Origin of the sequence: Massilia putida, assembly GCF_001941825.1 — a bacterium.
Lineage (GTDB): Bacteria > Pseudomonadota > Gammaproteobacteria > Burkholderiales > Burkholderiaceae_D > Telluria > Telluria putida.
Genome location: NZ_CP019038.1, coordinates 5,012,154 through 5,035,210, shown reverse-complemented (window position 1 = coordinate 5,035,210; position 23,057 = coordinate 5,012,154). Strand labels below are relative to the sequence as shown.

General features: G+C 58.5%; 10 protein-coding genes and 2 pseudogenes. 5 read left to right on the top strand and 7 right to left on the bottom strand.

The features are described 5' to 3' along the window. Positions 1-8 precede the first annotated feature (8 nt). Positions 9-3,092, top strand: a complete 3,084-nt coding sequence (locus BVG12_RS24540; protein WP_075794670.1) for an efflux RND transporter permease subunit — start codon at positions 9-11, stop codon at positions 3,090-3,092. Positions 3,093-3,204: 112 nt separating this feature from the next. Here BVG12_RS24540 and BVG12_RS24535 read toward each other — a convergent pair whose 3' ends face one another. The 4 genes from BVG12_RS24535 to BVG12_RS24520 form a co-directional block, all read right to left on the bottom strand. Further along, the gene (locus tag BVG12_RS24535; RefSeq protein WP_229503705.1) at positions 3,205-4,725 is read right to left on the bottom strand and encodes a carbohydrate porin; all 1,521 of its coding nucleotides are present in this window, start codon (positions 4,723-4,725) and stop codon (positions 3,205-3,207) included. A gap of 318 nt (positions 4,726-5,043) precedes the next feature. Beyond that, entirely contained in the window at positions 5,044-6,516 is a 1,473-nt protein-coding gene (locus tag BVG12_RS24530) for an efflux transporter outer membrane subunit (protein ID WP_229503704.1), read from the bottom strand. Next, entirely contained in the window at positions 6,513-9,668 is a 3,156-nt protein-coding gene (locus BVG12_RS24525; protein ID WP_075794669.1) for an efflux RND transporter permease subunit, read from the bottom strand. The genes BVG12_RS24530 and BVG12_RS24525 overlap by 4 nt, the downstream gene beginning before the upstream one ends. A gap of 10 nt (positions 9,669-9,678) precedes the next feature. Further along, positions 9,679-10,872: an efflux RND transporter periplasmic adaptor subunit gene (locus tag BVG12_RS24520; protein WP_083685376.1), complete on the bottom strand. Its 1,194-nt coding sequence runs from the start codon at positions 10,870-10,872 to the stop codon at positions 9,679-9,681. Between the two features lie 1,065 nt (positions 10,873-11,937). Between BVG12_RS24520 and BVG12_RS34245 the strand changes: the two genes are divergently transcribed. Both BVG12_RS34245 and BVG12_RS24515 read left to right on the top strand, forming a co-directional pair. Continuing rightward, positions 11,938-12,303: a hypothetical protein gene (locus tag BVG12_RS34245; protein WP_156895725.1), complete on the top strand. Its 366-nt coding sequence runs from the start codon at positions 11,938-11,940 to the stop codon at positions 12,301-12,303. Positions 12,304-12,611: 308 nt separating this feature from the next. After that, positions 12,612-14,459: a potassium transporter Kup gene (locus BVG12_RS24515; protein ID WP_075796538.1), complete on the top strand. Its 1,848-nt coding sequence runs from the start codon at positions 12,612-12,614 to the stop codon at positions 14,457-14,459. A gap of 1,522 nt (positions 14,460-15,981) precedes the next feature. Here BVG12_RS24515 and BVG12_RS24505 read toward each other — a convergent pair. Together BVG12_RS24505 and BVG12_RS24500 are read right to left on the bottom strand one after the other, a co-directional pair. After that, positions 15,982-17,232, bottom strand: coding sequence for an IS256 family transposase (locus tag BVG12_RS24505; protein ID WP_075790971.1), 1,251 nt, complete (start codon positions 17,230-17,232; stop codon positions 15,982-15,984). A gap of 368 nt (positions 17,233-17,600) precedes the next feature. Continuing rightward, positions 17,601-19,028 (bottom strand): annotated as a pseudogene (locus tag BVG12_RS24500) (IS1182 family transposase); the annotation flags it as partial. Between the two features lie 122 nt (positions 19,029-19,150). Between BVG12_RS24500 and BVG12_RS34240 the strand changes: the two are divergent. After that, positions 19,151-19,765 carry a hypothetical protein gene (locus tag BVG12_RS34240; protein ID WP_156895724.1) on the top strand — a complete coding sequence of 205 codons (615 nt, stop codon included), beginning with the start codon at positions 19,151-19,153 and terminating at the stop codon, positions 19,763-19,765. Positions 19,766-20,100: 335 nt separating this feature from the next. Here the strand turns inward: BVG12_RS34240 and BVG12_RS24490 are convergent. Next, positions 20,101-21,528 (bottom strand): annotated as a pseudogene (locus BVG12_RS24490) (IS1182 family transposase); the annotation flags it as partial. A 782-nt stretch (positions 21,529-22,310) separates the two neighbouring features. Here BVG12_RS24490 and BVG12_RS24485 point away from each other — a divergent pair. Next, entirely contained in the window at positions 22,311-22,988 is a 678-nt protein-coding gene (locus BVG12_RS24485; RefSeq protein WP_075794666.1) for a PEP-CTERM sorting domain-containing protein, read from the top strand. Positions 22,989-23,057 lie beyond the last annotated feature (69 nt).

The window sequence follows — 23,057 nt, the reverse complement described above, 5'->3', positions numbered from 1 at the left end:
GCCACGTTATGAACATTTCCGCACTCTCGATCAAGCATCCGGTACCGGCGATCCTGCTGTTCATCCTGTTGACGATGGCCGGGCTGCTCGGCTTTCGCGAGCTGCTGGTGCAGGACGCCCCCGACATCGAGGCTCCCTCCATCGGCGTGACGACAGCGCTGCCGGGCGCCTCGCCGCCGCAGCTGGAAACGGAAGTGGCGCGCAAGATCGAGGGCTCGCTCGCCGCGATCAGCGGCATCCGCCACACGTACACGACGATCAGCGACGGCGTGGTCCAGACCAACATCGAGTTCCGCATCGAGAAGGATATGGCGGAGGCGATGAACGAAGTGCGCGATGCGCTCAACCGCGTGCGCAGCGACCTGCCGCCCGAGGTACGCGATCCGGTGTTCAGCAAGCAGACCACCGCGGGCCAGCCCATCCTGACCTACACGGTGGCCTCGGCGCAGTCCGCCGAAGAAGACCTGTCCTGGTTCGTCGACAATACAGTCTCGAAAGCTATGGTGGCCGTGAAAGGCGTCGGCAAATTCGCGCGCATCGGCGGGGTCGAGCACGAAGTCCTGGTCGAACTGGACCCCACGCGCATGGCGGCGCTGAACGTGTCGGCTGCCGCGGTCTCGCGCCTGCTGCAGCAGGTGCAGCAGGAAGCGTCGGGCGGACGGGCCGACGTCGGCGGCACGCGCCAGTCGGTGCGCACCATCGGCAGCGTGGGGAGCGTGGCCCGCATTGCCGCGCTCGAGATTCCGCTTCCGGACGGTGCCACCATCCGACTCGACCGCGTGGCCACCGTCAAGGACACCCATGCCGAGCGCGCCGCCATCACGCTGCTGGACGGCCGCCCGGTCGTCGGCTTCGAGATCACGCGCAGCAAGGGTGCGGGCGAGCTCGCCGTCGCGCAGGCCGTGCGCGCGGCCGTCGCCGACCTGCAGAACAAGAATCCGCAGGTGCGCATCGAAGAAGCCTTCAACGGCGTCGATGCGGTGGCGGACAACTATGCCGGTTCGATGAGCCTGTTGTACGAAGGCGCCCTACTCGCCGTGCTGGTCGTGTGGGCGTTCCTGCGCGACTGGCGCGCCACGTTCATCTCGGCGGCGGCGCTGCCGCTGTCGCTGATCCCGACGTTCTTCGCGATGGTCCTGTTCGGCTTCACGCTCAACACGGTCACGCTGCTGTCGCTTGCGCTGGTGGTCGGCATCCTGGTCGACGACGCCATCGTCGAGATCGAGAACATCGTGCGGCACCTGAGGATGGGCAAGACCCCGTACCAAGCAGCGCTGGAAGCGGCCGACGAGATCGGACTCGCTGTGGTCGCCACGACGCTCACGCTGGTCGCGGTATTCCTGCCGACGGCATTCATGAGCGGCGTGGTCGGCAAGTTCTTCCGCCAGTTCGGCTGGACGGCCTCCGTGGCCGTCGCCATGTCGCTGGTGGTCGCGCGGCTGCTCACGCCGCTGATGGCCGCCTACCTGCTCAAGCCCCTGGCACACGGTGAGACGCTCGGCCGGACGATGAAGCGCTACCTAGCGCTCGTGAGCTGGTGCCTGAACCACCGCTGGCAGACGGCGGTGGTGGCGCTCGTGTTCTTCGGCGCGTCGATGGCGCTGGTGCCGCTGCTGCCGTCCGGCTTCATCCCGGCCGCCGACCGCGCCCAGACGCGCGTCACGATCGAACTGCCGCCGGGAAGCACGCTCGACGAAACGCGCGCGAGCGCGGAACAAGCCCGCCGGCTCCTGCGGCAGGACCGGGACGTGTTGCAGGTGTTCAGCGCCATCGGCGGGGACGACATGCGCATGGCGACGCTGACCGTCACCTTGAAGCCGCGCGCGCAGCGCGACCGCAGCCAGGGCCGGATCGAAAGCGGCATCCGCGACACGCTGCGCCACCTGCCCGGTACCCGGGTCACCGTCGGCAGCGGCGGCAACGGAGAGGAATTACTGCTGCTGCTGTTCAGCGACGACCCGCAGGCGCTGGCCGATGCGGCGCAAGCCGTGCAGCGCGACATCCGCACGATCCCGGGCCTCGGCAACATCACCTCGAGCATCAGCCTGGTACGTCCGGAAGTCATCGTCACGCCAGACTTCGCCAGGGCGGCCGACCTGGGCGTCACCGCCGCGGCCATCGGCGAAACGCTACGCGTCGCGACCAACGGCGACTATGCGCAGCTGCTCCCCAAACTGAACTTGCCGGACCGCCAGCTGCCGATTCGGGTGCGGCTGCCGCAGGCGACGCGCGCCGACCTGGCCACGCTCGAACAGTTGACGGTACCAGGCCGCAAGGGCAACGTCCGGCTGGGTAACGTGGCGACGCTGCGCTTGGACAGCGGGCCGGCCCGCATCGATCGTCTCGACCGCAGCCGCCGCGTCATCATCCACGTGGAACTGAACGGCCAGCCATTGAGCCGGGTGCAGGCGCAGATCAACCGGTTCGCCAGCCTGAAGAACCTGCCGCCGAGCGTCAAGCGCGGCTCGCTGGGCGATGCCGAGGTCATGCAGGAGCTGTTCCAGGGCTTCGCGCTCGCCATGCTGACCGGCGTGCTGTGCGTGTACATGGTGCTGGTGTTGCTGTTCCGCGGGTTCATGCACCCGGTCACGATCCTGGCCGCGCTGCCGCTGTCGATCGGCGGCGCCTTCATCGCCCTGCTGCTGACGCACAATGCGTTTTCGATGCCGTCCCTGATCGGCCTCTTGATGCTGATGGGGATCGCGGTCAAGAACTCGATCCTGCTGGTCGAGTACACGATCGTGGCGCGGCGCGACCACGGCACGAGCCGCATCCAGGCCTTGCTCGACGCGTGCCGCAAGCGTTCGCGTCCGATCGTCATGACGACGATCGCCATGGGCGCCGGCATGCTGCCGAACGCCCTCGGACTCGGGGCCGACGCCAGCTTCCGCGGCCCGCTTGCGATCGCCGTGATCGGGGGCCTGATCACGTCGACCTTCCTAAGCCTCCTGATCATCCCGGTCGTGTTCACCTACGTCGACGACCTGATTGCCTGGACGGTGCGGCAGGTGCGCAAGCGGCGCAGCATGGCGCCGCTTGCGTCCAGCATGGCGCCGCAGGCCGCGCTGGACGCGGCCGCGCCGGAAGCGTAGCGCGGCGGGCTCTGGTGCAAACGTGCAGCTCGGCTAAAATGTCAGACTTTGCCCAGTATGCGTAACCGTCCGAGTAAGGGCTCTGGTGCAAATAACCGGTGCTGAGATCCTATCAAAACAGCATGTGCAGACGAACCGCACCGATATTGATCGGCCCGCGGTCCCGATTATATGCAGGGTTACACAGGTGCTGAAAATTGATGGTAAGCGCTAAATTCTTATCCACTTGCAGTGAATAATAGCTTTCCAGTATTTTTTCGGGTCCATAATTGAGCGCACCGTCCCCAATCAAAATGCCGATGCCTCCGGCGGCGAAATAAGCTCGTGCGTCCGTAGAGAGCGCGTTCACGACGGCCGCGACACCCAGGCTGTCGTCGCCTCTACCCCACGATTTCCCCTTCAGAGACAGACCGCCAGCAAAGGACCGGTTGATTTCTGTAAATTCGTAGGCCTCCTTGCTGCCATCGTTTGCACTCACGCGCGCGAACATGCCCAAGTCCGGGCTCAATTCCTGCTCGAGATTTGCTACGACGCCGACACGACTTTGATAATGCCGGACCTGTGAAACGTCCGGTATCCCTCCAATATTATGTGCCAACCGCACGGCGTCGGCATAATTCGCCATCTCGGCTTGATTGGCAAAAACCAGCAGCTTTGCCTTACCGGGATGGTTTCGCCACGTGTAGCGGCCTTCAAATTCCGTTACAAACATATGTTGGCGTGGGTGAAGGCCCGCGATCTTTGCGTTCGGCACTTCGGACATTTGAAACGCGCCACCGCGCAGGGTCCACCAATCGTGGGTCCACTCGACAGCGGCACCGAACGTATAACCCCACGCGTCCGCGGCATAATCGAAGGCACCGGCGTCGATGACCGACCAGTTCAGGAAGTCCGCGCGTGGATCGTGGGCATACGTGTTGGTATCAAACACGTCGACAACGGAAAACTTCCCGACAGTCAATGTAAGGTTGTCCGAAGTTGCCGTTCCGCCCAATTGGTTGGGCGCGGGCTCAATCTTTTGTTGTTGCCCGCCGACTGCATACACGTGGCGCACGAAAGCCCTCTGGATCCTTATATAAGGCCTGTGGGCGCCAATCTTGTATGCTTCACCGCTTGGAAAACCAGCCGCGCCTAACGTGTCACTCAAGCCATATCCCTGGTCGATTTCGGGATTGACCCAAAGTTCCGTAGCTTTTCCCAAACGTAATCCGGCGAACAGCGTCGCGTCCGTTGTCTCCCGAATGCCTTCGTCCGGCCGCATGCTGTTGGTGCCTGAATAAAGCGCTCGAAAATTTTGATGACGCTGCGCAACGTTCGTGAACTGTCCGTCGAGCCTCCACTGCTCCACGGAGGGCGCGGGGCCGGAGCCTGCTGCCGCCTCGGACTCCTGCGCCCGAGCTGTGTTCGACCCGCAAACTGCCCCAAAAAACAGAAAAGTGCCGGCCACCAGACGTGACCAATCGCATACAACGGTGTCGACGCGATGATGCACTCTGCCAGATAGCAGCTGGCGGGGCAAGCCGCAGAGGCGCAGCGTGCGCCGGTGTCCGTAAGCGATCGGTAAAAACAAAGCGTTTCCTAAATAAGTATTTGTAGTTGCTGCCGTGCTGCGCCTTGGCGCAATGTTGTTCAAGAACGCAACCGCAGCCGCGGCTTTTTCTTCCTATCGGAAAATGACAACTGCACATCCTGCCAGCGCGCCAATGACGTCGCATCAGTTCCACCGTTCACGGCAGCATCGTTGCGAGCAGAAGCGCTGGCAGAAGGCCGCACAATTTAAGACATCTAAAGCAATAGCAAGTTACGGCTTCGCGTCCATGGCGGCGCACGCCGAATCGAATCACGGCGCGCAACGATTATATTCGCCATGCCGTTCCGACTTGGTGCGTCCACTAACAAACACGCCGTCGCAGTCGCCAGCGATTTTTCGCCAATACGCGCGAACCTATTTTTATTGGCGGCGATTCCAGCCGCCGCCAAGCGCCTGGAACAGGCCAACCGTGTCCGCGTAGCGCGCAGCCTGCAACTGTATGCGCGTCACGCGTGCCTGCATATACGATTGTTCCGCATTCAATACCACGAGCGCACTGGCACCGCCCAGTTCGCGCTGCTTACGAGTCAGATCGAAGGTCTTTTTCGTTGCCGCTTCCGCGTCGACAGCGGCGCGCAATGCCTGTGCGTCTTGGTCGATTGCATAGAGCGTGTCCGCGACGTTTTGAAACGCAGTCAGCACGGAGGCTCGGTATTGCGCGGCCGCCTGGTCGAGTGCCGCTTCCGCCGCGCCCTGGCGATGCTTGAGTGCCCCGGCATCGAAGAGGGTCTGCGCGACGTTCCCGGTCACCCCCCAGAACATGTTTTGCCCGGAGAACATCTGTGCGAACGCGGTGGCATTGCCACCATATGCAGCAGAGATCGAAAATTGTGGCACCCGATTGGCGGTGGCGACCCCGACCGACGCGCTGGCAGCGTGCCACTGGGCCTGCGCGGCGCGCACATCGGGCCGTCGCTCCACCAGTTGCGAAGGCAGACTGAGCGGAAGGGTCTCCGGCAGATGCAGCTTCTCGAGATCGAAGTCAAGGTCAGCATCCGTAACTTGCGAAGGCATACGGCCGGTCAAGACCGCCAACAGATTCCTGGACTGTTCCAACTGTCTTGTCAGCGGCGGTAGCGCCTGGCTGGCCTGGGCCAACGCCGCCTGCTGGGTCGCCAGGTCGAGACCCGACGCATAGCCCAGGGTGGACTGACGCTGAATAAGATCGACGAGACGTGTCTCAGCCTGGATCATGTCTTGCGTGGAGGCGACCTGGGCCCGCAAAGACGCTTCCTGGATTGCTGCCAGCGCCACGTTCGCCGCGAGCGACAAATAGGTGGCCTCCAATTGGAAGCGCTGGACTTCCTCTTGTGCCGCCAGGGATTCGACAGTACGGCGGTTCAGTCCGAACACGTCGGGCACATAGCTGATCGACAGTTGAGCGGTATGAAGCGTATACGGATTCTCCCCCGACGACAGGTTCGGAGAAACGGTGCCGGTACCCTGACGCTGGCGCCCTGGCGAGTAATTCGCTGAAATGGTCGGAAAAAACGCCGACCGCTGCGCAGCCGTAGTTTCCTGCGCCTGACGCAACGCGGCCTTGGCAGCGGCGACGTTCGGGTTGGCGCGAAAGGCCTGCTCGATCAGGCTATTCAAGGCCGCAGATCCAAAGGCGCCCCACCACGCGCGCAGGACCTCCTGCCCCGCTGCAAAATGCTGGGACGTCCCGCCCGCTCCGGGTGCGCTCGCGGTCGCCTGCAGGGCGCCACGCGTATAGGTACCCACTTCGGGCGCCGCCGGTGGCTTGAAATCCGGCCCCACGGCACAGCCGCCAAGCCCGACACAGGCTATCAGCCCGGCCATCCGCACGGTATTGAAGACCTGCTTCATCATGTGCCCTTCCTTTCCAATACCATGACCTGCAAGGCTGGCGCCACGATCAACAACATCACGGGGCCGAGAAGCATCCCTCCTACCACCACAACCGCCAGGGGTTGCTGCACCTGGCTGCCGATTCCTGTCGATATTGCAGCAGGAAACAGGCCGATCGCCGCCGACAACGCAGTCATCAGCATGGGGCGCATGCGCTGTTCGGCGGCTTCGCGCATCGCCTCGAGGGGCGCGGCCCCTTCATGGGTCAAATGATTGAAATAGGTCAGGATCAGGATGCCGTTCATCACCGATACGCCAAAGAGCGAAACAAACCCGATTGCTGCCGATATCGAGAAATGCAGCCCGGACAGGTAGAGCGCAATGATGCCGCCCGCGATCGAGAAAGGAATGGCAGCGAGTGTCAACAGACTGTCGCGGAACGAATTGAACAAGGTGTACAGCAGCACCAGGATCACCACGATCGTGACCGGAAGGACGATTGCGAGGCGATGCTTTGCCTGCTGCAATTCGTCAAACTCGCCGGCCCAGTCAACGCGGTAGCCGTTGGGCAAGGCAATCTTTTGCGTAATCCGCGCCTGTGCTTCCGTCACGGTGCTCCCCAGGTCGCGGCCACGCACACTGAACTTGACGGGAATGTATCGCTCATTGCGTTCGTGATAGATGTAGGACGCGCCCGTGGCCAGCCCGACATCGGCGACGTCGCGCAACGCGACATAACCGGTACCGCCGTTTGGCAAGGGATAACCGACCCGGATCGCGCGGATTGCATCCAGGTTGTTGCGGTATTCGGGCCTCAGGCGCACAGTCAGCGAGAACTGGCGATCCTCTTCCTGCACCTTGGTCACCTCAGTTCCCCCGGTCGCTGCCTGCACCACGGCGTTGATGTCACCGGCATTCAAGCCATAGCGTGCCGCGCGTGCGCGGTCGACCGTGATGTTGAAGTTCGGTTGGCCGAGAACATGAAAAACGCCAAGGTCCTCGACGCCTTTGATCTGGTGCATTTCTCGCATGATCTGCTCGGCCAGATTTTCTAGCACGGACAGATCCCTGCCAATGATCTTGACCGAGTTCGCGCCCTTCACACCAGACAAGCCTTCCTCGACGTTGTCCTGGATGTATTGAGAAAAATTGAATTCAATCCCGGTGAATTCCGCAGCGAATTCCTTCTGCAGATCGGCAACCAGCATGTCCTTCGTATAGCCACTGCGCCATTCGTCCAGCGGCCTGAGCGGCACGAACAATTCAGCGTTATAGAAGCCTGCGGCATCGCTGCCGTCGTCGGGGCGGCCATGTTGAGAAACCACTGTCACGACTTCGCGGTGGCGTTTCAGGATGGCACGCATGCGGTCGACCTGCTGTCGCCCTGCATCGAGCGTAATGGTCGGCGGCATCGTGGCGCGGATCCAAAGATTCCCTTCTTCGAGTGTCGGCAGAAACTCGCTGCCGATACGTGGGAAAAGTAAGGCGGCAACAGCCAGGAACAGGAGACCCAATGCGACAGTGGTCCGGCGCCGTGCCAGCGCCCACGCGAGCGCCGGCGTGTATAGGCGGCGCAGTACACGGACCAGGCGGGTCTCCGTTTCCTTAACTTGCCGTGGCAATAACAGCGATGCCAGAACGGGCGTAACGGTAAATGTGGCCAGCAACGCTCCGCTCAACGCATACGCATAAGTACGCGCCATCGGATTGAAGATCTGGCCTTCCACGCCCTGCATCGTGAACAGAGGAATAAAAGCCGCCACCGTGATCGCCGACGAGAACAGTACGGCGCGGTCGACCTCTTTTGTAGAGATGAGCAACAGACGTAGACGCGGGCCCCAGCGCCGCTTTGCCTTGCTCTGAATATGGGCGGCAAGCAAACTCTGGTGCTCGCTCTCGAGTAGTTCCTGGCGCTCTGCCGGCGATTTCTGGAAATTGCGGAAGATATTCTCGACCAGGATCACGGCCGAGTCGACGATGATACCGAAGTCGACCGCACCGAGCGACAGCAAATTGGCGGAATCGCCAAGCAGTACCAGGATAATGATCGAAAAAAACAGGGCGATCGGAATATTTGCGCTAACGATGACGGCGCTGCGCAGGTCGCCAAGAAAAATCCACTGGATGAAGAACACCAGCAGACAACCGAACAACAGGTTATGCAGCACTGTATGGGTGGTCACGCTCACCAGGGTCGAGCGGTCGTAGAACGGCACGATGTGTACACCGGGCGGCAAGGTGCCGTCGCCATTGATCTTCGCGATCTCGGCCTTGACCCACTCGACCATCTCGCCCGTCTGCTGGGTTCGATTCATGACGACCACGCCCGTGACGACATCGTTTTCGGCATCGCGTCCGGCAACGCCCAGGCGCGGCATCGTTCCGATGTCGACCTGCGCGATATTCCTCACCAATACCGGAAGGCCGTTCGACTGCGCCAGGACGATGTTGCCAATATCGTCCACATCACGGATCAACCCGACCCCCCTGATGTTTACCGATTGCTGACCCAGGCTGATCGTACGTCCCCCGATATTCAAGTTGCCATTGCCGACCGCTGCAATGACCTGCTGCAATGTGAGGCCATAGGACTCGAGTTTGTGCGGGTCGACCTCGACATGATATTCCTTGGTCGTGCCGCCCCAGGACACGACCTGTGCCACTCCGGGTACGGTCAGCAGGCGGCGGGTGATCACCCAGTCCTGCAATGTGCGCAGTTGCGTCAGTCCGGTATGCGACGGTCCGACGACCTGGTAGCGAAAAATCTCGCCGACCAGGCTTGACGCCTGGATTTGGGGCTGGACGTTATTTGGCAGATTGACATTCTGCTGCAGGTTGAGCGCTGCCTGGGTCGATGCGAAGTAGTAGTCGACTCCGTACTTGAATGTCACCCTGACGAAAGAGAGGCCATAAAAAGACGTCGAGCGGATATTGTCGACGCCGGGCGTGGTTGCAAGGCCGACTTCCATCGGACGCGTGTACAGGCGTTCCATTTCCTCCGCAGACAGGCCAGCCGCCTGGGCCGTGATCTCGAGGATCACAGGCGCGGGGTTGGGATAGGCCTCGATATTCAACCGGAGGTAGGCGACGATGCCGGCAATTGTGAAGGCGAGCAAGCCAAGCAGGATGATCGGACGGCGCGTCAATGCAAAGGACGTGAGAGCGCGAATCAAAACGGCTCCTTCATTGCGACTGCAGCGCCAGTGCGTTCGACAGGAACAGCGCGCCCCGGGTGGCCACCTGCTCGCCGGACCGGATGCCGGACACGATAGCGATCATGTTGTCACGTTGATAGCCGATATCCACTGTACGCCGGATGAAGCTGCGCCCGTCGGGTGTCACAAACAACGTCATCGTGCCATCGCTCTCCCGCACGACCGCGTCGGCAGGCACCGCTAGCGCGACCGAGGGCGGCCCCGTTTCGATCCGGAACGATGCCATCATCTGCGGTCGCAGGAGGTTCTCCGGATCCCGAACCTCGGAACGCACCGCAACGCGATGTGTGTTCGGGTCGAATGCGGCACCGATATTGGTGATCCGGCCACCGAACGTGCGGTCCGGGTAAGCCTGGACTTTGACGAGGACCGCTTGTCCCACCTGTAGATGGGCCAGGTCGGTTTCCCCTGGGCTGGCGATCATCCATTTGATCGTGGCATCGGTAATGGTCAACGGTGCCGGCCCTGTCCCTGGCTGGACCAGTACGCCGGGCGCCGCATTGCGTGCCGTAACACGCCCGTTCATGGAACTGCGAACCGGCAGTTCCGTGTCAACTTGGTGGCGCTCGAGGATGCGCGCAATGTCAGCGTCGCTCAGCCCGAACACTCGTAGCGTGCCCTGGGCCGACCTGTACGCCGACTCCGCGTTCTGATGATCGGCCTGCGCCTGCTCCACGTCTTTTTGCGCGTTTGCCTGGATCTCGAGCATCCTGCGCGCACGTTCCAGAGCCGCCGACGTAAGTTTGAGCGTTCCTGCCGATGCGATGAGGTTGGACTGGGCGGTGACGAAGTCGGGACTGTCGAGGGTGTACAGGATCTGCCCTTTTCGAACAACATCACCGGACTGCACATTGATCGAACGAATATGGCCCGTAACAGTAGGAAAGACCGGCACGCTGCGGTCCTGGTCAAAATCGATATAACCCAACGTCTCGACAGTTGGAACAAACTGTACAGATTGCACTGTAGCGACCTGCACGTTCTTGAGTTGCTGATCTTCCAACACAACGGTATCGGGTGCCCGATGGTTTTGGCGCAACGCACCTGTCCCCACTTCGCCGGTCGCGTCGTGGTGGCAGGCAGCCAGGTTGATGGCGACGAGTGTTGCGGCGAACGCCGAGCGCGCAAGCAAAGAGAATTTGTTCAGTCCGATATCTCGCATTTCGTTTCTTATATCGATTATTTCCCATTGCCATACCGGGACAAATGGCACCGAGAAGGAATTCATACCGCAGTGTAAGAAGAAAACTCAATTTCTTCATTACGATTCGGCCATATTAATTGCCGCAAAACGTGGACAGAAACAGGCGCCAGCAAAAAAATCTGCGCGTATCACGCGCCCCCGTGGAATGGGCGCCCCTAATTTAACTAGGAACGTTCAATTGGCAATCCATCGATTGGTCCAAAGCCATGTCTTTAGGAAAAGCGCACATGCCGTACTGCAGGTCTGCTGCGCGTTCTAAGTCACTCAACGAATCAGCCAACCTGGCCTGACCGGCTTAATGTTGTGCAGCTTGCTCGGGCTTCTGAGCGAAAAACTTCATTAACCCGACGCGCCTTATTGATCACGAGTCGATGGCGCCGTGAGCACACGGTCGACGCGCGATAGTTGGCCCGCGTCACAATCGCCCGGCCAAATCTCGACCTTGTCTCCACGGCGCAGCCCGAGGTCCAGCGGAGCTGACGCGACTACTTTGTGGGGTAACTTGACCGCCCGGTAGCGCACCAGCACATATTGCCGCGCCGCTGACGACGCGGCGTTTCGCGGCCAACACGACCCAAGCATCGCCTCCGCGGTTTGCGCCGTCAGTGGTTCGAGAACGGTTCCAACCCGGGCGCCATGCGCCCAATCCACCATATCGCTATCCAATGGCGCGCACGAACCGAGCAAAAGAAACGTGACGATGCTTACAGCACGTAAATATTGACGCATGGCGTATCGCGGAAAAGCAAATGCGAGGCTTCGATCGTTATCATAAGACCATCTTTGTCTGCTTTCGATTACAGTTAAGTAATCATTAAAAGACGAAAAATGTCATTGCTGGATAATATTCACGTGGCGGATCTGGTCGATTCAATTGTTTTGGATGTCCACATACAGGGCTCCGATGGAGATGCCAGACTGATCGCTTGGAATCTGATCGAAAACCCTTTGGGAAACTTATTGAATCAATGACAGGCAACCTATCGCCCCCTACCCGTGGAACGAAGTGATATGAGAACTTCAATGGCAATGGCAGTCGGAATGGCGACCTTGGCTTGTGCTTGCAGTACACCCGATAACGGCCAACATCCGTTCAGCCGAGGCTGGCGTACCGGCGAGATCGAAATGCTCGGATCGAGTACAACACGGTTTCCCCTTGGCGCGATCGACTGTCGTATTCAGCACGTGGGAGGGGAGCCGGCCGAGTCACTGTATGCCTATGTCCAGTTTGACTTTCGTTCAAGCGGAAAATTTTTTGGTAGCAATCCGAAGCAGCGCCATATCATCGCCCCCGTAGCGCCCGGCACACGTATTGCAGAGGGAACGACTGTTCTCGTCAATCTGAAAGACTGTACCCAACCAGTCGTACCTCGAAAAGATGGGTCGTAATTTCATGTCGAACGTCTTCCGTGTTCCCGCCTCTGCTTCCCGGGTTGTCTCAAGAGCCTGCATCGAAGCCGTTCTTGGGCGTGCCTGCGTCCCCGTCCCGGGAGGTAATGCTCCCTGCGCGACTACTTGCGTCCCCGTACGTCGGCATATGGCATTTTTTACAGGATTTTTATGTGCCGCCGGCTACGATAGTGCCGCCTCCATTGCGTAGGCACGACAGGAGACGGACTACGACCATGGACGCGACCAATGTGGCCAACGGCACGGCGACCGCGCCGACACTCAAGCAGCCGCCTGATCGGCTGGCAATGGTCACGCTGACTGCGCTGGGCATCGTCTACGGCGACATCGGCACGAGCCCGCTGTACACGATGAAAACGATCTTTTCCAGGGAATTCGGACTGGCGCTGGACACCCCGAATCTGCTGGGTGCCGTCTCCCTGATCCTGTGGGGCCTCGTTCTGGTCGTCTCGCTCAAGTATGTCACCTTGATCCTGCGTGCCGACAACGAGGGAGAAGGCGGCATCATGGCCTTGATGGCCCTTGCCAGCGCCTCGGTAAAGCCCGGCTCGCGATTCTATTACGGTCTGCTGCTGGTTGGCCTCCTCGGCGCCGCTCTGTTTTATGGCGACAGCGTGATCACGCCGGCAATCTCGGTGCTCTCGGCCATCGAAGGTGTGGAAGTGGCTACCCCGGCACTTAAACCCTATGTGGTACCGCTGACGATCGTGGTCCTGCTGATCTTGTACGGTGTTCAAAATAAGGGCACCGGAAGCATCGGCAAATGGTTCGGTCCGGTCATGCTGGTGTGGTTCCTTGCGCTCGCGACAATGGGTGTCATCAACATTGCGAAAACGCCCACCGTATTGGCCGCGATCAATCCCTATCACGCACTCAACTTCATGGTCCGCAACAGGATGCTCGCCTTCATTGCGCTCGGCGCGGTCGTACTCGCCTTCACGGGCGCCGAGGCGTTGTACGCCGACATGGGCCACTTTGGCAAGCGCCCCATCCGTATCGCGTGGTTTTCCGTGGTCGCGCCATCGCTGGCGCTGAATTACCTGGGCCAGGGGGCTCTGCTGATGAGCCATCCGGACGCGATTGCCAACCCGTTCTTTCAGCAGCTCGGCCCCTGGAGCGTGTATCCGCTGGTGATTCTGTCCACCGTTGCCACCGTCATCGCCTCGCAGGCCACGATCTCCGGCACTTTCTCGATGACCCACGAAGCAATTTCGCTCGGTGCCCTGCCGCGTATGCAGGTCGAGCATACCTCGGAGCAAGAGATCGGGCAGATCTACATCCCGCTGGTGAACTGGCTGCAGATGATTGCGGTCATGCTGGCCGTGGTCGGCTTCGGGTCTTCCGACGCGTTGGGCGCCGCCTACGGCATCGCGGTCACCGGCACTATGCTGATCACGACCATCCTCACCTTTTTCGTGATTCGCTTCCGCTGGAAATACAACCTGGCTGTGAGTCTGGGGGCGACCATCTTTTTCTTGGTCATCGACGCCACGCTATTTGCCGCCAACACGCTGAAATTTATGCAGGGAGGCTGGTTCCCGCTGGTGGTGGGGATGGTACTTCTTATCGTGATGTTGACGTGGGAAACAGGCAGCCAGCGGATCGCTCACAATCTCGAGCAGGATGCGCTGCAACTCGCTCCTTTCCTGGAGTCGCTGTTCATCGAACCGCCGCCGCGAGTCGCCGGCACCGCGGTCTACTTTCGCCGGCTCGGCGAAGGCGTGCCACACGCCATGTTGCACAATCTCGTCCACAACAAGATATTGCACGAACGTATCGTGTTCGTGACCGTGCACACCACGAACGTGCCGTTCGTGAGCGACGCCGAACGCGCGCGGGTCGAGCCACTCGGACACGACTGCTTTCAGGTCAACCTGTACTATGGCTTCAAGGATGTACGCGACATACCATATGCGCTTGCCTCATGCCACGCCCAGGGCCTGACCTTCGAGCTGATGGAAACCTCGTTTTTTATCTCGCGACAGACCGTGATTCCTGCGTCGGCAGGAGATGGTTTGCCACACTGGCTCGAGGCCTTGTATGCCGTACTCTATCGTAACGCGCGCGGCGCCGCGGATTATTACCGGGTGCCAGCCAACCGCATCATCGAACTCGGTGCCCAGATTTCGATCTGAACAGTAGCCATCTACGGCAGCGCGCAAGTAAGTTCTGGCTCCGGACGACGCGCGACTACGTGCGTTCCCGAATAAGAAGATGTAGACAAAATCAATAACGTACCTGTGGCATGCTGTCCCGATGTGGCAGGAACATGCCATGGCAACGAGAGATCCACTCGACGGTACCGGGCTGTCAAGTAACGCTGGCGGCCGGCCGCAAGCGTCGAAGCCTGAGCATATTGCAGTTTTGAACCATATCGTGTCGGTGTGCACCCAGGCCAGCCTGCAAGAAACCTCCGATGAGTTGCACCACCGTTGTGCACAACGCGTGTGCGCTGCAACGATTCGTCGTGCGCTACCTGCACAAGGCATTGTACGGCTTAGTATATCTATCAAAACCCCTTCTTGCCTGCACAGCAACACGGGCTTTACACTGAGCCTTGCGAACGACCGGGTTCGGCCACAACCGGACGTTCAGCCGTGGAAGACCAACCACGAGGGGCGATAACTCTCCTTGTTAAGCTAACTGGGCAGCAGTCCATCACAAATGCGCTTATTACTAGCATCCATCGCTGCAGTAGCGGTACAACCCGTGGTCTACTTTGTACTTATCGCCCCGGACTATTTTGCTTCTTCGACCCCAGTATATGGGCTCGGGCTATTCTTGGCTTCAGTGGTTGTAGTCGCCGCAGCGGCTGTTCTCTTGCTAGGAATCCCCGCGTTTTTACTGCTTCGAAAATTCGCTTGCCTTAACCGGACCTCGCTATCGATTGCCGGCCTCTTCCTGGGTATGCTACCTGCGGCGCTCTCTTGGCCCCGTAGGCTTGAGGGATATTCTTCTGGTCAAAACTGGCACGGAAAGTACGTAGACACATACGTGAATGGGATGCCAACATCCTATGCTTGGCTTACCTATGCCGAGAGCGTTTTGCTGTTTAGCGTACACGGTCTGGTTGGTGCCCTGGCCTTCTATGCCGTTTGGCGGCGCGGAGCTCTGGCAGCGGAAGTGCCGCAAAAGTAACAAGACAACTGCACGTTCACTCGCGGATTGTGAAGGTCCGGTATGGGTCGACAGTTGCCGTACACTGAACGGCCGAGACCGGCCAGAAGCCGACGTACGGAAATCCATTAATTGTCCTTGGAGTGCCGGGTGAAATACCTGATGTGACTAAGTGTCCTGGTCGCGTTCTTAACGTCGCTTGATGTTCTTGCCGCAAGCAGCAAGACGTGTAACAACGTAGCAGCACAGGCAGAAAAGACGAAAGCGCGAATTCCGGGGTACTCATCTGGAAGGAAAGTAGTGGGGAGCGGCCGCGCACTCTTCTATAGCGCTCCAAGTGAGTCCTGTCCGATGAAAGGTATTTTCGTTATTCCGAATGACGAAGTTCAAGCGTATGCCGACGTAACGAAATTCACGGAGGTTGTGTACTGGGACGCTAAAGGGAATGACGTTTCTGGATGGGTGCTGACGTCGAGATTAGTGGAGACTGGTACCGGCATAGGTGGGGGTGTACCAGATTCTGTGTAAACGATTCTTCGTTTAAGTCTGCGGCACCCGGTCTTCAAACTGGATGGCGAAGCGGTTTAACGCAGCTTTCCAGTCCCGTATCGGCATCGTCCACTTCTTGCTGATGTTGTTCAGGGCAAGATAAAACAGCTTGCTGACAGCTTCATCGGTCGGAAAGGAACTGCGGGCCTTGGTCACTTTTCGCAGGCTCATGTTAATCGATTCAATAGCGTTCGTGGTGTATATCACCTTTCGGATTTCCGGCGGGTAGTCGAAGAACGGTATGACGCGCGCCCAGTTACGGCGCCAGGACTGACCTATCGGTTTATACTGTTTATCCCATTTATCTTCGAATTCGGCAAGCCTGAGTTCAGCCTCGTCGGTAGTGGCTGCACTGTAAATCAACTTCAGATCGGCGGCGACTTCCTTCTGCGCTTTCCAGGGCACGAAATTCAGGCTGTTGCGCACCATGTGAACGATGCACAGCTGAACCGAGGTCTGCGGGTAGACCGCCTCGATGGCGTCCGGGAAGCCTTTCAGGCCGTCGACGCAGGCGATGAATATGTCCTGCACGCCACGATTTTTTAGCTCGGTCACGACCTGCAGCCAGAACTTCGCGCCTTCAGTTTGGGAGATCCACAGGCCCAGCACCTCCTTGTGGCCATCCATGTTGACGCCGATGGCCAGGTAGACCGCCTTGGTACGCACCGCGCCGTTGTCGCGCACCTTGACGTGAATGCAGTCGAGATAGAGGATCGGGTACACGGCGTCGAGCGGGCGGGCCTGCCAGAGCTTCACATCCTCGCTGACAGCGTCCGTGACGTTGGAAATGAGGGTCGGTGACACCTCGGTGCCGTACATCTCTTCCAGATGGCTTTGGATCTCCCGCACGCTCAGGCCACGCGCGTAGAGCGAGATGATTTTGTCGTCGAAGCCGGTCCAGCGTGTCTGATGCTTGACGACGATCTGCGGCTCGAACGTGCCCTGGCGGTCGCGAGGAACGTCAAGCGGCAGCGCGCCGAAATCGCCCTTGAGCGTCTTGATGCTATGGCCGTTGCGGGTGTTGGCAGTGCTGTTGGTCACCTCGCCGCTTTTGTCGTGGCCCAGGTGGTCGGTCATCTCGACTTCCAGCGCGCGCTCGACCAGCATCTTGGTGAGCTGCTTGAGCAGCCCATTTTCGCCGATCAGGTCCTCGGGCTTCTGGTAGTTTGCCAGCAGGCCGTCGGCAAGTTTGAGCAGTTCCGGATCGGGCTTGGCCCGCTTGTTACGCTTTACAACGGTCATCGTTTCTCCTAATGGCGGCAGTGTCCTGCCAAATGACCGTTTACACAATATTATTTACACCCTCGCATAGGTCCTCGGTACGAAAAAGACGGTCACTGACGGACTTCTCAACGTCCGCAACGGGTCGGAAGCGGAAGTTCGTGACAGTCGGAGAGACTTTTCACGTGGGCAACCTGCTACGCTGACCGGACCGTCTGCAATCGGCCCAGGCTGTGTGAAAACAAAAGGCAGAATATCGGGGCCGCGAGAAGCCGGTTTTAGCACGGGGCGAGAGCCCCAGTCACGCCAAACCTGCTTCTCAGCCTTCCAGGTAAGGTGGTCAAAATAATTGCCCGGAGTGGGCCATATCGCCGCAGAAAAAGGGCATACGCCCTGATCGCATCCATCATCGCGGCGATGCCGAGCAGTGCCATCAATCGCTTGAGGTTATAGGCAAGCACGTGCAGGCTCATCTCGGTCTTCACGCGTTCAAGGCCCTTCGTCAAGAAGTGCGTCGATCCCATCCACGCTTTGATCGTTCCGTATGGATGCTCGACCGTGGAGCGCCGAATTCGCATGGCGTCGGGGCTTTGTTCGAGACGCGTCTGCATATCGTCAAGTACGGTCTGGTGCTCCCATCGCGTTACACGTCTATTCGGGCTCGGCGTGCATTTTTCCTTGAGCGGGCACCCCTGGCAATTCGAGCTCCAGTACCGGTGGTTTGTCATGCCTTTCTCGACAGTCGCAAAACGCCAGATCAGTGCCTCACCTGCCGGACAACGGTACTCGTTCTTGTGCGGATCATAAATGAAGTCAGCCTTGTCGAATCGCCCGTCGGCCTTGGCGCCCGAGGTCTTCGTCGGTGGCACCAGGGCGAAGATTCCGGCCTCGTGACACGCAAGGATTTCCTCACCCTTGAAGTAACCACGGTCGGCAATCGCGGTCAGTATCGGTGTGCCGATGACTGTGCGCGCCTTCTTGGCCATCCCGGACAGTTGATCGCGATCGCTACCGTTGTTTGTCACGTCGTGTTCGACGATCAAATGATGCCGGGTGTCGACTGCGGTTTGGACGTTGTAGCCGACGATGCCGCTGCCCCGTGTCATCATCGAGCGAGCGTCCGGATCGGTCAGCGAAATCTGCGTTTCCCCTGTCTCTTCCAGCTTCGCTTCGATTTCGCGGAGCTTGGTCATCTGCTCCTTCAGCGACGCGATCTTGTCGTTGAGACGGACAGTTTTCGCTTGTATGGCAGCAGGTTCCTGCCGGTCGGCCGTGTCGAGCTCTGCCAGATAGCGAGTGATGTTGGCCTCGATCTCCTCCATCCTGCGCTTGAGCTTTGCGCCAGTGAAGTTGCGGTCGCTGCTGTTGACGGCCTTGAACTTGCTGCCGTCGATCGCGACCACCGCGTCCGAAAACAAATCCAGCTGCTGGCACAACACAACGAACTGGCGGCAGACATTGCGAATGGCCTTGCCGTTGTCCTTGCGGAAGTTCGCTATCGTCTTGAAGTCGGGCCTCAGGCGCTGTGTCAGCCACATCAATTCGACGTTACGCTGGGCTTCACGTTCGAGTCGCCGGCTCGACTGGATACGATTGAGATAGCCGTAAATGTAAAGCTTCAGAAGCACGGCCGGGTGGTAAGCGGGCCGCCCCGTTTTCGCAGGCTGCACACCTTTGAATCCAAGCCCGCCAAGGTCCAGCTCTTCAACGAAGACATCGACCACGCGTACCGGGTTGTCCTCGGCAACGTAGTCGTCCAAGAGCTCGGGCAGCAGCGTGCCCTGTCCTCGATTCTCGCCTTCGATAAAGCGCTTCATGTCGCATCCGTATTGATGAGATACTGACTCAACGTTTACTGGGCCGGTTCCGTTTACCTGGGCCTGCGTTTTTACACGGCCTGGGCCACAAGCTTCCATTACCTTTCCTTCACGGGTTTTAGATGAGTTCATACACGAAAATGCGATTTGCTCAGTCTTTTCTTTTGATGATTTGTCTACTCGCTGGACAGCGTGGAATGTGCGCAGAAGATGTCTCCATCCGGTTGGCACATGGTGGTCCTCGCGAAGCAGAGACAAGAAATCAGCTCACTCGCCTTCTTGACGCTAACGATATGTCGAGGTGGACCTTTACGAGAGAAGTGGTGGTCGATGAAGATGCCATTCCGCATAGCCATCCCATCCTTACTATTCATACGCGTCATCGGAAGGATGATGACCTCCTGCTGTCCACATACGTTCACGAACAGTTGCATTGGTTCGTCGCTACTCATCCTCATGAGGCGAAAGCCGCAGTTCTCCGTCTCAAAAAGATGTATCCGCGCATACCGCTTGGCTACCCTCAAGGCTCTGAAGACCAGGATGGCAACTATGAGCACCTAATCGTCTGCTATTTGGAATACAGAGCAGATCAAGGTCTAATGGGGGAGCTGAGAGCAAGAGCGGTATTGGATTTCTGGTCTCACGATCACTACACCTGGATCTACCAGAAGGTGCTAGTGCACCCCGAGGAGATAGGCGAAATTGTTAAAGAAGCGGGCCTTATTCCTCATTCATGAATTAGTTTCCCCAAGAGCTGAGCCCTGTCCACGACGTCCATCGCGAATACACTGAACAGCACCTTTCGAAGTGCCGATAGACCGGTTTGGATCGGTAGCTGCCTGTCGTGACAGTCGGTGAGATTTTTCACTTCGGCATCATGCTATGCTGAGTCGACCGTCCGCAATCGGCCCAGGCTGTGTGAAAACAAAAGGCAGAATATCGGGGCCGCGAGAAGCCGGTTTTAGCACGGGGCGAGAGCCCCAGTCACGCCAAACCTGCTTCTCAGCCTTCCAGGTAAGGTGGTCAAAATAATTGCCCGGAGTGGGCCATATCGCCGCAGAAAAAGGGCATACGCCCTGATCGCATCCATCATCGCGGCGATGCCGAGCAGTGCCATCAATCGCTTGAGGTTATAGGCAAGCACGTGCAGGCTCATCTCGGTCTTCACGCGTTCAAGGCCCTTCGTCAAGAAGTGCGTCGATCCCATCCACGCTTTGATCGTTCCGTATGGATGCTCGACCGTGGAGCGCCGAATTCGCATGGCGTCGGGGCTTTGTTCGAGACGCGTCTGCATATCGTCAAGTACGGTCTGGTGCTCCCATCGCGTTACACGTCTATTCGGGCTCGGCGTGCATTTTTCCTTGAGCGGGCACCCCTGGCAATTCGAGCTCCAGTACCGGTGGTTTGTCATGCCTTTCTCGACAGTCGCAAAACGCCAGATCAGTGCCTCACCTGCCGGACAACGGTACTCGTTCTTGTGCGGATCATAAATGAAGTCAGCCTTGTCGAATCGCCCGTCGGCCTTGGCGCCCGAGGTCTTCGTCGGTGGCACCAGGGCGAAGATTCCGGCCTCGTGACACGCAAGGATTTCCTCACCCTTGAAGTAACCACGGTCGGCAATCGCGGTCAGTATCGGTGTGCCGATGACTGTGCGCGCCTTCTTGGCCATCCCGGACAGTTGATCGCGATCGCTACCGTTGTTTGTCACGTCGTGTTCGACGATCAAATGATGCCGGGTGTCGACTGCGGTTTGGACGTTGTAGCCGACGATGCCGCTGCCCCGTGTCATCATCGAGCGAGCGTCCGGATCGGTCAGCGAAATCTGCGTTTCCCCTGTCTCTTCCAGCTTCGCTTCGATTTCGCGGAGCTTGGTCATCTGCTCCTTCAGCGACGCGATCTTGTCGTTGAGACGGACAGTTTTCGCTTGTATGGCAGCAGGTTCCTGCCGGTCGGCCGTGTCGAGCTCTGCCAGATAGCGAGTGATGTTGGCCTCGATCTCCTCCATCCTGCGCTTGAGCTTTGCGCCAGTGAAGTTGCGGTCGCTGCTGTTGACGGCCTTGAACTTGCTGCCGTCGATCGCGACCACCGCGTCCGAAAACAAATCCAGCTGCTGGCACAACACAACGAACTGGCGGCAGACATTGCGAATGGCCTTGCCGTTGTCCTTGCGGAAGTTCGCTATCGTCTTGAAGTCGGGCCTCAGGCGCTGTGTCAGCCACATCAATTCGACGTTACGCTGGGCTTCACGTTCGAGTCGCCGGCTCGACTGGATACGATTGAGATAGCCGTAAATGTAAAGCTTCAGAAGCACGGCCGGGTGGTAAGCGGGCCGCCCCGTTTTCGCAGGCTGCACACCTTTGAATCCAAGCCCGCCAAGGTCCAGCTCTTCAACGAAGACATCGACCACGCGTACCGGGTTGTCCTCGGCAACGTAGTCGTCCAAGAGCTCGGGCAGCAGCGTGCCCTGTCCTCGATTCTCGCCTTCGATAAAGCGCTTCATGTCGCATCCGTATTGATGAGATACTGACTCAACGTTTACTGGGCCGGTTCCGTTTACCTGGGCCTGCGTTTTTACACGGCCTGGGCCAGGAGCGGACCCAATGCTGACACCTAGCTATAAGAGCTATAAGGCAGGCCCAGGTAACTCACAAGCCCTGGTTACCAGGTTCCAGGAGTTTGAACCGGCTGAACGTCCTGAGAGTGCTGACGGGGTCGGGTATTTCCGAAAGATCCAATCAGTAGACCGACAGTAGTCCGTGTCGATATGGCCGAGATTGGACAAGAGCAACCTTCACTTGCGCCAAATATAACGACCAGATATGTTCTGCATCCGCCGGCCGCCACACTGTCGTTTTAAAATGGTTCCAATCGGAATTCTTTCGATCCGTCAACGCATTCGAGACCGCAATTAGTGGCATTCAACTGAACAACGAATCCGGCGCACGACGCCCCAGGCAGCGCAGTAACTTTCCGAGCTTTGTGCACTATCCAGGACATTTCTTTGATTCTATTTATGTTGCGCAGAGAATACGCTTTACAATATTAATTCATTTCAGAAAGATCTTATCCATGTCGAATGATCTAATTTGTGAGTTTATTTATTTTGGATGATCCGGATTTAATCGATTTAAAATAGTTGCCGTTGTCGGGAATTTTTACAGGATATCGAATACAAAAGGCTGGAACGATTGCAAGTTATTGATGCGCTAGATAAAAATCCTCATGGCACAAAAAATGCTTTGGAACGCTCTGCAACAATTTACTACAACTCAAGGAGCCATTATGTCCATCGCATCAAAATTTGCTGCAGTAGGGATCTTATCGGGTGCTTGTCTTGCCGCGCAAGCTACCCCGGTTACATATATCGGTGGTGACAACAATGTATCGTCGCTCGCGCAAATGGTAAATTCAACGGCTGCCGAGGCAGCGTTTCTTGCCGCGGCCGGCAGTCTCAACACAGTGGATTTTGAAAGTCCCGTGCCGGCCACTATTTCCATCACCGGGGGAACTACAACCGACAACTCTGGATGTGGCGCCTTGTGCGGGTTCAACACGACTGCAGGTGGATCGTTCTTCCGGAGCCTGTTTGGCGGTTCGGTGACATTCACCTTTTCTAATCCGGTCGACGCTTTCGGCTTTTACGTTACCGGCTTGCAGACGGATCTCGTACCGCAGCAGACGATCGTCTACACCGATGGTTCATCGACTACTCAGACCATTAATGTGCCTTCTGCGACCAATGGAGGCAGTGCGTTCATCGGCTTTATTGACTCCGGCAGCCTTATTTCCAGTGTCATCTTCAATGCCACAAACGACATCGTCGCGTTCGACGATTTACGTTATGGCCACGCACAAGCTACTCCCGGCGGCCCCGGCAATAATGTTCCAGAGCCTGCATCTCTTGCCCTGATAGGCCTGGGTTTCGCGGGCCTTGCTTCGGCTCGGCGTCACAAGAAATAAGTTCTCGTATTGTTGTACGGCTAGCGTAGCGCCGCTCTCTACGCTAGCCGCGGCCTTTCCCCGCCACGA